The sequence below is a fragment of the Roseovarius sp. THAF8 genome (assembly GCF_009363735.1).
GTDB lineage: Bacteria > Pseudomonadota > Alphaproteobacteria > Rhodobacterales > Rhodobacteraceae > Roseovarius.
Window position 1 is genome coordinate 3,660,417 of sequence record NZ_CP045410.1, and the last position, 12,157, is coordinate 3,672,573.

At 66.4% G+C, this 12,157-nt stretch carries 12 protein-coding genes and 1 tRNA gene; 10 read left to right on the forward strand and 3 right to left on the reverse strand.

The window, feature by feature from the left end; all coding sequences use genetic code 11:
* Nucleotides 1-122 precede the first annotated feature (122 nt).
* A tRNA-Ser gene (locus tag FIU85_RS17845) sits at nucleotides 123-212 on the reverse strand.
* A gap of 202 nt (nucleotides 213-414) precedes the next feature.
* On the opposite strand from FIU85_RS17845, the gene FIU85_RS17850 reads away from it, so the two are divergent.
* The 10 genes from FIU85_RS17850 to FIU85_RS17895 all read left to right on the forward strand — a co-directional run bounded on the left by FIU85_RS17850 (nucleotide 415) and on the right by FIU85_RS17895 (nucleotide 9,457).
* Entirely contained in the window at nucleotides 415-1,356 is a 942-nt protein-coding gene (locus tag FIU85_RS17850; protein WP_152497858.1) for an SPOR domain-containing protein, read from the forward strand.
* Nucleotides 1,357-1,370: 14 nt separating this feature from the next.
* Nucleotides 1,371-2,537, forward strand: a complete 1,167-nt coding sequence (locus tag FIU85_RS17855) for a D-alanyl-D-alanine carboxypeptidase family protein (protein ID WP_152493068.1) — start codon at nucleotides 1,371-1,373, stop codon at nucleotides 2,535-2,537.
* On the forward strand, nucleotides 2,534-3,160 hold the full coding sequence (gene tmk, locus FIU85_RS17860; RefSeq protein ID WP_152497859.1) for a dTMP kinase: 627 nt from the start codon (nucleotides 2,534-2,536) through the stop codon (nucleotides 3,158-3,160). Before FIU85_RS17855 ends, tmk begins: the two co-directional genes overlap by 4 nt.
* Nucleotides 3,160-4,317, forward strand: coding sequence for a DNA polymerase III subunit delta' (locus tag FIU85_RS17865; protein ID WP_152498312.1), 1,158 nt, complete (start codon nucleotides 3,160-3,162; stop codon nucleotides 4,315-4,317). The genes tmk and FIU85_RS17865 overlap by 1 nt, the downstream gene beginning before the upstream one ends.
* Nucleotides 4,318-4,339: 22 nt before the next feature.
* Nucleotides 4,340-5,146, forward strand: a complete 807-nt coding sequence (locus tag FIU85_RS17870; RefSeq protein WP_152493066.1) for a TatD family hydrolase — start codon at nucleotides 4,340-4,342, stop codon at nucleotides 5,144-5,146.
* Nucleotides 5,146-5,943 carry an MBL fold metallo-hydrolase gene (locus FIU85_RS17875; protein WP_152498313.1) on the forward strand — a complete coding sequence of 266 codons (798 nt, stop codon included), beginning with the start codon at nucleotides 5,146-5,148 and terminating at the stop codon, nucleotides 5,941-5,943. Before FIU85_RS17870 ends, FIU85_RS17875 begins: the two co-directional genes overlap by 1 nt.
* A 4-nt stretch (nucleotides 5,944-5,947) precedes the next feature.
* Complete coding sequence (locus FIU85_RS17880) at nucleotides 5,948-6,877, forward strand: AEC family transporter (protein ID WP_152497860.1); 930 nt, start codon at nucleotides 5,948-5,950, stop codon at nucleotides 6,875-6,877.
* Between the two features lie 111 nt (nucleotides 6,878-6,988).
* Nucleotides 6,989-7,540, forward strand: a complete 552-nt coding sequence (locus tag FIU85_RS17885) for an RNA polymerase sigma factor (RefSeq protein ID WP_152497861.1) — start codon at nucleotides 6,989-6,991, stop codon at nucleotides 7,538-7,540.
* A complete protein-coding gene (locus FIU85_RS17890; RefSeq protein ID WP_152497862.1) occupies nucleotides 7,537-8,163 on the forward strand; it encodes a hypothetical protein in 627 nt (208 codons plus the stop codon). The genes FIU85_RS17885 and FIU85_RS17890 overlap by 4 nt, the downstream gene beginning before the upstream one ends.
* A gap of 82 nt (nucleotides 8,164-8,245) precedes the next feature.
* Nucleotides 8,246-9,457, forward strand: a complete 1,212-nt coding sequence (locus FIU85_RS17895) for a S8 family serine peptidase (protein WP_172978917.1) — start codon at nucleotides 8,246-8,248, stop codon at nucleotides 9,455-9,457.
* Between the two features lie 89 nt (nucleotides 9,458-9,546).
* On the opposite strand, the gene FIU85_RS17900 is transcribed toward FIU85_RS17895, so the two are convergent.
* Together FIU85_RS17900 and FIU85_RS17905 are read right to left on the reverse strand one after the other, a co-directional pair.
* Nucleotides 9,547-10,779: a mandelate racemase/muconate lactonizing enzyme family protein gene (locus tag FIU85_RS17900; protein ID WP_152497864.1), complete on the reverse strand. Its 1,233-nt coding sequence runs from the start codon at nucleotides 10,777-10,779 to the stop codon at nucleotides 9,547-9,549.
* Between the two features lie 272 nt (nucleotides 10,780-11,051).
* A complete protein-coding gene (locus FIU85_RS17905; RefSeq protein ID WP_152497865.1) occupies nucleotides 11,052-12,137 on the reverse strand; it encodes a zinc-binding dehydrogenase in 1,086 nt (361 codons plus the stop codon).
* Nucleotides 12,138-12,157: the final 20 nt, after the last annotated feature.

The window sequence follows — 12,157 nt, forward strand, 5'->3', positions numbered from 1 at the left end:
TCGACCCTCATACTGTCCCACATTTTCTGCGGTACGATTGGGGCCAGATGTTGATGAGAACCTGTCAAAATCCAGCAAATATGGGCAATCTTGAAACCCGCCCCGGCAAATACCAGGGAAGCTGGCGGAGGCTCAGGGATTCGAACCCTGGGGACGCTTTCACGCCCGCCGGTTTTCAAGACCGGTGCATTCGACCACTCTGCCAAACCTCCGCGTCCGCGTGTGTTACTGTGGCTTTCGCGATTCTGAAAGTCATCAGTTGACGAGGAAAAACGCCGAAATGGCTTTGCGGACTTCCCAGAACGGTCCTGACCGGCTATTCTGCGCACAAACGCAGGTATCTGCGTGCTCGAGCAAACGTCGGAAAACCGGCACCCGCATCTAATACGGTGCATGACAGGCAAGGGACGAAACATGACATTTCAATGGACGGGCAAAGGGGCGCGTGCGCGCCTGATCACCGCCTCCAGCGCAATTGCGCTGGTTCTGAGCGGATGCACCGAGGGCGGAGAATTCGGCCTTTTCAAATCGCAGGCCGGTGGTGACACGGAGGACGTGACCTCGGCCGACAACTCGGTCAAGCTGATCGAGCGTGACGTGGAGGCGCCGGACGTCTTCCAGGTGACCGACAAGGGCCTGTGGGACGGACGCCCGTCGCTGGGCGGCGTGTGGGTCGCGCACCCGGATGTGCAGGAGCCCGAACGCGTCATTATCCGCAATACCAAGAACGGCAAGTTCGTCATCGGCGCATTGTTCCGCCGCGAACGCAGCAACCCGGGCCCGATCCTGCAGGTCTCGTCCGATGCCGCCGACGCGCTGGGCATGCTGGCGGGGGCTCCGTCGCAGCTCAATGTCACGGCCCTGCGCCGCGAATCCGCCCCTGATCCCGAGGCCCTGGCCGCCGCCGAGACCGAGGGCGAGGCAGGCACGCTGGCGCCTGCTTCTGTCGAACAGACCACGCTGGAGCCCCTGGCCGGGGCAGCCGCCGCGATCGAACGCGCCGAGGCCGCCGAGCCGGTGCGCCCGGCCCCCCAGACCGCGGGCGCGACCGCAGCCGTGGCCACCGAACCGGCCCCCACACCGACCCCCGCCGCAGCGACGCCGGTCCGGTCCGGGTCGTCCCTGTCAAAGCCGTATTTGCAGATCGGCATCTTCTCGGTTGAGCAGAATGCGCGGAATACCGCCACCGCCATGCGCCAGGAAGGCATGGTCCCGATCGTTAAAAAACAGAGCTCACAGGGCAAGACCTTCTGGCGCGTGATCGTCGGACCGGCCCAAAGCAAGTCCGAACAATCTGTCCTGTTGAAAAAGGTCAAGGACGTTGGTTTTGATGATGCATACGCTGTAACCAACTGATACGGGACCTGCCCATGACCCTTATTGCACGACTTGTGACCGCCTGTGTCGCGGTGATTGCGCTTTCCTTGCCGGCGCAGGCGTTCGACACCAGCGCCAAGGCCGCGTATGTGAAGGATCTGGGCACCGGCACGGTGCTGCTCAGCCGCAATGCTGACGAACCCCTGCCGCCGGCGTCGATGTCCAAGCTGATGACGCTTTACGTGGCCTTCGAGGCCATCCGGGATGGGCGGCTGTCGCTGCAGGAGAAACTTCCCGTGTCGGAGCATGCCATGAGCTATGGCGGCTCGACCATGTTCCTGGACACGACCGACCGGGTGAGCGTCGAGGACCTGCTGCGCGGCATCATCGTGCTGTCGGGCAATGACGCCTGCGCGGTGATTGCCGAGGCGCTGAGCCCCGATGGCACCGAAGCGGGGTTTGCCCGGTTCATGACGCAGCGGGCGCAAGACATGGGCATGACCAATTCGACCTTCGCGAACTCCAACGGTTGGCCCGCCGCGGGCCACCGGATGAGCATGCATGACCTGGCCATCCTGGCCGAGCGCCTGATCGTGGATTTCCCCAACTTCTATCCGATGTTCGCCGAGACGACCTATGAGTTCGACGGGCGCGCGCCGCAGAACACGCAGAACCGCAACCCGCTGCTGAAACTGGGCATCGGGGCGGACGGTCTGAAGACCGGGCACACAGAGGCGGCAGGCTATGGTCTGACCGGCTCGGCCGAGCAGGGCGGGCGCCGCGTGGTGTTCGTGCTGTCGGGATTGGACACTGCAGCCCAAAGAGCACAAGAGGCGGAAGCCCTTGTGAACTGGTCCTTTCGCCAATTCGCCGAAAAAGAGATCGTCAAGGCCGGCAGCGAAGTCTCGCGCGCCGACGTCTGGATGGGAAGCGCGGCAACCGTAGGGCTGACGCCCGCGAAGGACCTGACCACGCTGGTGCCGGTGCTGGGGTCGGACAACATGACCGCCGAAGTCGTCTATGAAGGCCCGGTGAGCGCGCCCATTTCGCAGGGTGACGAACTGGCCCAGCTGGTCTTTACGCCCGAGGGCCTGCCCGAGATGCGCGTGCCGCTTGTGGCCGCCGAAAGCGTTGCCGTGGGCGGCTTTGCCGTGCGGCTGAAGACGGTGGCGGGCGTGCTGTTGAAACGGCTGCAACAGGGACCCGAGGGGACGCTTTGAGCGGACAGGGCCGCTTTGTCACCTTTGAGGGCATCGACGGGTCGGGCAAGTCCACGCAGGCGCGTCTGCTGGCCGAGCATCTGCAAGGCACTGGGCGTGACGTTGTCCTGACGCGAGAGCCGGGCGGCAGCGCCGGTGCCGAGGAAATCCGCAAGCTGGTGCTGGAAGGCGAGGCCGACCGCTGGTCGGCGGAGACCGAGTTGCTGCTGTTCACGGCGGCCCGCCGCGATCACCTGGAACGGGTGATCGAGCCGGCGCTGGCAGCCGGCAAAGTCGTGATCTGCGACCGCTTTGCCGACAGCACGCGCATGTACCAGGGGCTGAGCCGGGGCGATTTGCGCCACAAGGTCGACGCGCTGCACGACCTGATGATCGGGCGCGAGCCGGATCTGACGGTGCTGATTGACATGGACCCCGGCACGGGGCTGGAGCGCGCGCTGTCGCGCGGCGGCAGCGAGGAGCGTTTCGAGAGCTTCGGTGCCAGCCTGCAGGCGCAGATGCGGCAGGGCTTTCTGGACCTTGCCGAGGAATTTTCCGACCGTTTCATCGTGATCGACGGCAATCGCGGGATCGAAGCGATTGCGGTGGATGTACGGGCCGCGGTAGAACCGCGCCTGACATGATGGACCGTGACATCCCGCTTCCCGACCGCATCGACGGTGCGCCGCATCCGGCAGAGACCGTACGGCTTTACGGGCAGGACGCCGCTCAAGGGGCCTTCCTGCAAGCGTTCAACGCGGGCCGGCTGCATCACGGCTGGCTGATCCACGGGCCCCGCGGCGTGGGCAAGGCGACGCTTGCGTGGCGCATTGCGCGGTTTTTGCTGGCGACGCCTGACCCGGAGGCAAATGGCGGCGGGTTGTTCGGCGATGCGCTGCCCGCGCCAGAGACGCTGGACATACCCGCCGACCATCCGGTCACGCGGCGCGTGCTGGCAGGGTCCGAGCCGGGGCTGCATCTGGTGCGGCGCGGCGGGCAGGGGACCAGCGACAGCGACCGGCAGAGGAATTTCGAGGAAGGCAAGTTCTCGCGCGAGATCCGGGTGGACGAGGTGCGCGACCTGGCCGATTTCGTGAACCTGAGCGCCGTGGATGGCGGGCGGCGGGTGGTCATAATCGACGCCGCAGATGAGATGAACACTTCGGCCGCGAACGCGCTTCTGAAAATGCTGGAAGAGCCGCCCGTACGCACCACGCTCTTGCTGGTCGCACATCAGCCGGCGCGGTTGTTGCCGACGATCCGCTCGCGTTGCCGCGAGTTGCGGCTGGAGCGGTTGAGCCCCGAGGACGTGATCGCGGCGCTGGACCAGGCAGGCATCGACCCGGGCGGGCAGGCGCCGGGGTTGGCGGAATTGTCGGGTGGTTCGGCCGGCGAGGCGGTGCGGCTTTACAACCTCGAAGGCCTGAAGATCTATGCCGAGATCGTCGGATTGGCGGCGAGCCTGCCGATGCTGGACCGTCCGCGCGCGATGAAGCTGGCCGAGGCGGCGGCACAGCGCGGGGCTGAGCAGAAACTGGACCTGCTGTTGGCCCTGATGGACATGTTCCTGGCCCGGGTCGCACGGGCAGGCGCCACCGGCATCATGCCGCCCGAGGCCGTGCCGGGCGAGGCCGAGGCCATCGGCAAGCTGGCGGGCAATCCGGTGCAGGCGCGGGCCTGGGCCGATTGCGCGCAAGAGGTCGGCGCGCGGGCGCGGCACGGGCGGGCGGTCAACCTTGACCCTGCCGCCTTGGTGCTTGATACGGTGTTCAAGTTGCAGCAGACCGCTACATCCCTCTGAGCACCATCAGATTCAAGGCCCCATGACCGACCAAGTCCAGATCACCGACAGCCATTGCCATCTTGATTTCGAGACCTTCGACGAAGAACGCGGCGACGTCATCGCCCGCGCCGTTGAGGCCGGGGTGACGCGGATGGTCAGCATCTGCACCAAGCTGCGGCTGGAGCCGCAGGTGCGGGCGATTGCCGAGGCGCATCCGCAAGTCTTCTATGCCGCCGGCACCCACCCGATGAGCGTCGCGGATGAGCCGATGGCCACGGTCGACGAACTGGTGGCGCTGGCGCAGCATCCCAAGTTTGTGGGCATCGGCGAAACGGGGCTGGATTATCACTACACCGCCGAGAGCGCGGGTGCGCAGCAGGAAAGCCTGCGCCTGCATATCGAGGCCGCGCGCCAGACCGGGTTGCCGCTGATCATCCACGCGCGGGATGCCGACGAGGACATGGCGCGGATCCTGACCGAGGAGCACAAGGCGGGCGCATACAGTTGCGTGATGCATTGCTTTTCGTCCGGTGCGGCGCTGGGCAAAGCGGCGCTGGACCTTGGGTTCTACCTGTCGATGTCCGGCATCTCGGCCTTTCCCAAAAGCCAGGAGTTGCGCGACATATTCGCGACCGCCCCGGTGGACCGGGTCCTGGTGGAAACCGACGCGCCTTACCTCGCCCCGCCACCCTATCGCGGCAAGCGCAACGAGCCGGCCTATACGGTTCATACGGCCAAGGTGGGCGCCGAGGTGTTCGGCCTGGACTGGCCCGATTTCGCGGCGCAGACCCAGGCCAATTTCGACCGGCTGTTCTGGAAGGCCGCGCAATGGAAAGCCGCCGCCTGATGGGGGAGACACGCTTCACCATCCTTGGCTGCGGGTCGTCCGGCGGGGTGCCGCGCCTTGGCGGGCACTGGGGCGACTGCGACCCGGAAAACCCGAAGAATTACCGCCGTCGCTGCTCGATGCTGATCGAGCGCGAAGGCGAGGACGGGACCACGCGGGTGCTGATCGACACCTCGCCCGACCTGCGAAGCCAACTGCTGGATGCGGGCGTGGGCGCGCTTGACGCGGTGGTCTATACCCACGCCCACGCCGACCATGTGCATGGGCTGGACGATCTGCGGATGATCGTGTTCAACATGCGCCAGCGCCTGCCGGTCTGGGCCGATGGCGACACGCAGAATGCGCTCTATTCACGCTTTGGCTATGCCTTCACGCAGCCCGAGGACAGCCCCTATCCCCCCATCCTCGACATGCACACGATCAAGGGCGACGTGGTCATCGAAGGGCAGGGCGGGGCCGTCACCCTGCGTCCCTTCGTGGTCAACCACGGCTCGATCGACGCGCTGGGATTCCGGGTCGGCGACCTGGCCTATCTGCCGGACGTGGCCGAGATCCCCGAGGAAAGCTGGAAGGTTCTGGAAAACCTCGATTGCTGGATCCTCGACGCGCTGCGGCGCACGCCGCACCCGACGCATTCCCACCTGGAGCAGTCGCTGGAGTGGCTGGAGCGCGCCGCCCCGCGTCGCGGTGTGCTGACCAACATGCATATCGACATGGATTATCAGACCCTTGTCTCGGAAACCCCCGACCATATCACCCCGGCCTATGACGGTATGGTGATCACCTACAGGGACTAGCGCAATGCAGGCCCTGCTGGACGTCATCCTGCCGGTCTTCATGATCATCGGCTTTGGCTATGTGGCGGTCTGGCGCGGCTGGTTCAGCCAGAGCGGCGTTGAAGGGCTGATGACCTTTGTCCAGAGCTTCGCGGTTCCCTGCCTTCTGTTCGTGGCCATCTCGCGGCTGGACCTTGGCCAATACTTCGAATGGCGTATGCTGGTGAGCTTCTATGCAGGAGCCTTGGCGGGCTTTGTCCTGGGCATGCTGGGCGGGCGGTTCCTGTTCGGGCGCCCCTGGGAGGATTGCGTGGCCATCGGCTTTTGCGGTCTCTTTTCCAACTCGCTTCTGCTGGGGTTGCCCTTGACCGAACGCGCCTACGGGCCGGACGCGCTGGAGGCCAATTATGCCATCATCGCGCTGCATTCGCCGATCTGCTACGGCATCGGGATCACGGCGATGGAGATTGTCCGTGCCAAGGGGCAGGCCGGTTCCGGGCTCGTGATGCGCGTGTTGAAGGCGATGTTTTCCAATACGCTGATCCTGGGCATTCTTCTGGGTTTTGCGGTGAATCTCAGCGGATTGCCGTTGCCGGGCACGGTGAACGACGCGCTGGACCTGCTGGTGCGCGCGGCGCTTCCGGCCGCGCTGTTCGGCGTGGGCGGGGTGCTGGCCAGCTATCGCCCCGAGGGCGACCTGCGTCTGGTTCTCTACCTGTGCCTGATCTCGCTCGTGGTGCATCCGCTGGTCACGAGGCTTCTGGGGGTGGCCTTCGATCTGCCGGTGGACGCAACGCGGTCCGCTGTGCTGACGGCGGCGATGGCGCCGGGCATCAACGTCTACATTTTCGCCAGCATGTACGGGCGCGCGATGCGCGTGGCCGCAACGTCCGTCCTGATGGCGACCGCCCTGTCGATCGTCACGGTCTGGCTGTGGCTGGGGCATCTGCCCTGAGGCCGGACTGCGCGAGGCGCATGTTAGGCTTTGACCGCGCGGGCCGTCTCATTGCATCCTGTCCGCGGCGGCGCATCGGGACCCTGCGCCGTGGGAAACGGACGGGACAGTATGCAGAACAGCGAACTTGCAGAGCTTCTGAGGCGCATGGCCGCCAGTGACCGTGATGCCTTTGCCGCCTTCTACAAGGCGCTGGAAAAGCCCGTTTTCCGGTTCATCGTCTCGAAAATGAACGATCCGCACGAGGCAGCCGACATACATCACGACGTCTTCATGGACATCTGGCGCTCGGCTGGGCGCTTCGAGGGACGGTCGACGGTGAAAACTTGGGTATTCGGTATAGCCTACAGGAAAACGATGGATCATTTTCGCAAGCACAAACGGGTCGACCTGACCGACGAGATCGACGAACGCGTGGACGACAGTCCCGACGCGGCGACCTGCCTGGCCTCGGCGCAGGAGGCGGAACATCTGCGCTATTGCATGGACCAGTTGAAGCCGCAGCACCGGGCGGCGGTGGAACTGGCCTTCTACCAGGACATGACCTATGGCGAGATCGCCACCGTGGCCGAGGTGCCGGAGGGCACGATCAAGACGCGGGTCTTTCATGCCAAGAAACTGCTGCTGCATTGCCTCTCAGGCCGGATGGAGGTGCGGTCATGACCGACGGATCGGACCTGTCCCGCGACGAGATCGAGGCGCTGCTGGTCTTTCTCGCCAATGACACGCTCGAGGGCGAGGAGCGTGCCGCCGTCGAGGCGGCCGTCGCGGCCGACCCACAGCTGGCCGGCGAGCTTGAGGCATTGCGGGCCATGCGCCTGAATATGCAGGCCGAGGACGTTTCGTCGCCCGGAGAATTGGGGCTGGCCCGCCTGATGCGTGAGCTCGACACCGAGGCCGCGGCGCCGGTTGTGCCGCAGGCCGGTTTGCCGGAGGCCGCGAACAGCCCGACCGCGCCCGGCAATTTCTGGAAGATCGCGGCGGTGGTTCTGTTCGGTCTGGTTGTAGCGCAGTCCGCCTATATCGGTTATGATGGGGGCACTGATTTTGAACTCGCGGGCGGTGAAGAGACGACGGCGCGCGCCGAGCACACGATCCGCGTGGCCTTTGCCGAGGACGCAACCGAGGCGGACATACGGGCGCTGCTTCTGGCGCAGGGCCTCGTGATCGTGGACGGGCCGTCGGCCATCGGACTCTACACGCTGGCGGCGTCGGACGAGGCGGCACGCACCGAAGCCGTGGCGGCGCTTCAGGCGCGGGACGATATTGTGGAAAGCGTTGAATGACATGACTTTTTTCCGGCTTCTCGTGGCGATCTTGAGCCTTTGTCTTCTTGCTATTGTGGCACCGCAAACGGCGCGAGCTGCCGTGGCCCTGCCGGACCCGGCTTGTGTCGGGACGTGCGGTCTGCCCGGTCTTGTCGAGGTGCAGCAGGGCACCGGCGGACGCGGCGGAAATGCAGGCAACAACCCGCGCACGAAACCGACCGGCGGGCTGCGCCGGGCGGCGCGGGACGAGGTGCAGGCCACCGACGGCTCGCCGGAATACGTGCTGCTGGTCAACCGGGGCCAGGCGACGGCCGCAGCGCAGGCACTGGTCAGCGCGGGCGCGACATTGCTGCGCGAACGCCCCCTGCCGCAATTCGGGCAGCAGATGTATTTCTTCGTCTTTCCGCGCACCTTGACGCTGCAGCAGGGGCGGGCGCTGTTGGCGGGCCGCACGCCTTCGGCGGTGCTGGACCTGCACAAGATTTATTTCCGGTCGGCGGGCCCGCGCGTCTATCACGCGGCGATGGTGGGCGACGCGCCGGGACAGAGCTGCCGTGTCGGCCGCAGCCTTCGCGTGGGCGTAATCGACGGTGCGATCAACGCGGGTCACCCGGCCTTTGGCGGGGTGCGGATCGTGCGGCAGAGCTTTCTGCGCGAGGGCGCGCGCCGCACCGGGGCCAGCCATGGTACCGCCGTGGCGGGGCTGATCGCGGGCTCGGCCGGGGCCGGGCCGCTGGCGGGCCTGGCGCCGGGGGTGCAGGTCTATGCCGCCGAGGCGTTCGGGCTGGAAAAAAGCAGCGACGGCGGGCGGTTGGAGAGCGTGGCGGCCAGCCTGGACTGGCTGGTCGGCAACGGCGTCCGGCTGGTCAACATGTCGTTTTCCGGCGCGAACAACCGGGTGTTCGCCAAGCTGCTTGCGCTGGCCCAGGGACGGGGCACGGTGATCGTGGCCGCCGCCGGCAACGACCGCAGCGGTGCGCCTGTCTTTCCCGCGGCCTCGCCCGACACCATCGCCGTGACGGCGGTGGACGCGAGCGGGCGGCTTTACGGGCGGGCCAATTACGGCAACCACATCGAGTTCGCCGCGCCCGGCGTGGACCTTTACGTGGCCTGGGGCAATGGCGGCAGCTATCGCTCCGGCACGTCCTTTGCCGCGCCGGTGGTGACCGCGATCCTGGCGCGGCAGGCCTCGCGCGGGGGGCTGTCGCTGAACGGGGCGCGGGCAGTGCTGCGGCGCTCGGCGCGGGATCTTGGCCCCGGCGGGCGCGATACGCATTACGGCTACGGGCTGGTCCAGTCCGGCGGCTGCTGAGCCCGATCCACGAGACACGCAGCGGGATCAGACCACGAAGGTGTTAAGCGCGTCTTAAAACGCCGGTGCGATGCCGCGCGGCGCGGCGTTCAGCCGGTCTTGACCGGGGCGCCGCCTGCAAAGGAATTGCCATTGACGTAGTCGCACGGCGCATCCTGCATCTGCAGGTGAAGGCCGTCGCCGGTGAAGGGGTGCGCGCGGGCCAGATCCTCGTCCACCTCGATCCCCAGGCCGGGGGCGTCGGGCGGTGTGATGAAGCCGTCCTCGACGCGGATCTTGTTCTTTATCAATCGGTTGTGAAAGTCGGTCTCGATGGTTTCGGCCATGAGGATATTGGGGATGGAGGCCGCAAAATGCACGTTGGCCGCCCATTCCACCGGCCCGGCGTAAAGATGCGGGGCCATCTGGGCGTTGTAGACCTCGGCCATGGCGGCGATCTTCTTGGCCTCCCAGATGCCGCCCACGCGGCCCAGGGCCGGTTGCAGGATCGACGCCGCGCCGGAACGCAGGACAGGCGCGAATTCGGCCTTGGTCGTAAGGCGTTCGCCGGTGGCGACGGGGATCGAGGTGGCGGCGGCAACCTTGGCCATTTCCCCAACGTTATCAGGGGGAACCGGCTCTTCGTACCAGAGCGGATCGTAGGGCTCGATCGCCTTGGCGAGGCGGATGGCGCCCGCCGTGGTGAACTGGCCGTGGGTGCCGAAGAGAAGGTCGGCCCGGTCGCCCACGGCCTCCCGGATCGCCTTGCAGAAGGCGGCCGAGAGCGAGATGTCGGTGCCGGCCGGCATGTGGCCGCCGCGCATGGTGTAGGGACCGGCGGGGTCGAATTTTACCGCGGTATATCCGCGGCTTAGCAAGTCGAGCGCGGACTCGGCGGCCATGTCGGGCGAGGTCCAGAACGGCGTAATATCGTGCTGCGGTAGGGGGTAGAGGTAGGTATAGGCGCGGATGCGGTCGTTCATGCGCCCGCCGAGCAAGGCCCAGACCGGGCGTTCGCGGGCCTTGCCGAGGATGTCCCAGCAGGCGATTTCCAGCCCGGAAAAGGCGCCCATGATGGTCAGGTCGGGGCGCTGCGTGAAGCCCGAGGAATAGGCGCGGCGGAACATGAATTCAATGTTTTCAGGGCTTTGCCCTTGCATGTGCCGGGTGAACACGTCGGTGATGACGGCGCGCATGGCGTCGGGCCCGACGCTGCTGGCATAGCATTCGCCCCAGCCTGTGATGCCGGTGTCGGTGGTGAGCTTCACGAGGATCCAGTATTGCCCGCCCCAGCCCGGCGCGGGGGGCGAGGTGACGATGATGTCGAGGTCCTTGAGTTTCATGGGGTTTCTCCCTGCTGGTCAGGCGCACGGTGGCCCGAGCGGCGGAATGGGGCAAGCCGGAAATCGGCGCGAGTCGCACGGAAGGGTTAACGGTGGGGAGTCGCCGAATTCGGCACGTCGGTATTGCGTCGGTATCCGGGTGGTATCGCGACGGTGCCGATTTTCGCGTTTCGCAGGGTGAACGGACCGACCGGAGGGGGGCGGAATTTGCGCAAATTCCGCTGACGGAAAATGCGCATTCTCCGTGTGGAAAATGTCGCCCAAGATCGGCCTCAGCGCAGCATGATGACGTTGCGCCGGGCCGTGCCGGACTTGGTATCGGCGATGGCGTCGTTGATCTGGTCGAGGGTCCAGCGGTTGGAAATCAGCTCGTCGAGCTTGAGGCGTCCTTGCTGGTAGAGATCGACCATCCAGGGGATGTCGCGGCGGATCACCACGTCGCCCATTTTCGAGCCGACCATGCTCTGCCCGGCGGCGGCGAAGTTGGCGGCCTCGTAGGTCGATTCCGACCCCGAGGCGGGCATCCCGACCATGATGACCTTGCCGCCGCCCGCGATATAGCGGGGGGCCTCGTCATATGCGCGGGCGGCGCCCACGGTGACCAGCACGGCGTCGGCGCCACGGCCCATGGCTTGTTTCGCGGCGCGCCAGGGTTTGTCCTGGGAGGCCAGCACGCCGTCGGTGGCGCCGAAGGCTTTCGCATCGGCCAGCTTGTCCTCGGTCATGTCCACGGCGACGATGCGGCGGGCGCCGGCGATGCGCGCCCCCTGAATGGCGTTCAAACCGACACCGCCCGCGCCGATCACCACCACGTCCTGACCGGCGCGCAACTGCGCCGCGTTCACCACCGCGCCGACGCCGGTGACGACGCCGCAGGCCAGGAGCGAGGCCGCGTCCATTGCCATGCCTTCGGGGATTTTCACCACCTGGGAGTGGTGCACGACCACGTCGGTGGCGAAGGCGCCGCAGGCCATGGCCTGGTGCAGGGTGCCGCCATCGGCTGTGCTGAGTGCGCCGTGGTCGCCGTCGAACGGGGTTTCGCAGCCCGTGGGCCGGCCCGCGCCGCAGCTGGGGCATTGCCCGCAGGCGCGAATGAGGGTCACCACCACCGGATCGCCCACGGCAAGGCCGGTCACGCCGTCGCCGAGGGCTGAGATGCGGCCTGCGGCCTCGTGGCCATAGACCGCCGGGAGCGATCCGCCCCAGGCGCCGTCGGCATAGGAAATGTCGGAATGGCAGATCGCCACGGTTTCCAGAGCGACCTCGACCTCGTTCTGTTCGGGGGCGCGCAGGCGGACGTCCTCGATCACGAGGGGCGCGCCGAATTCGTGGCAGACGGCGGCTTTGATGGTTTTCATGATCCCTCCCGTTCTTGCTG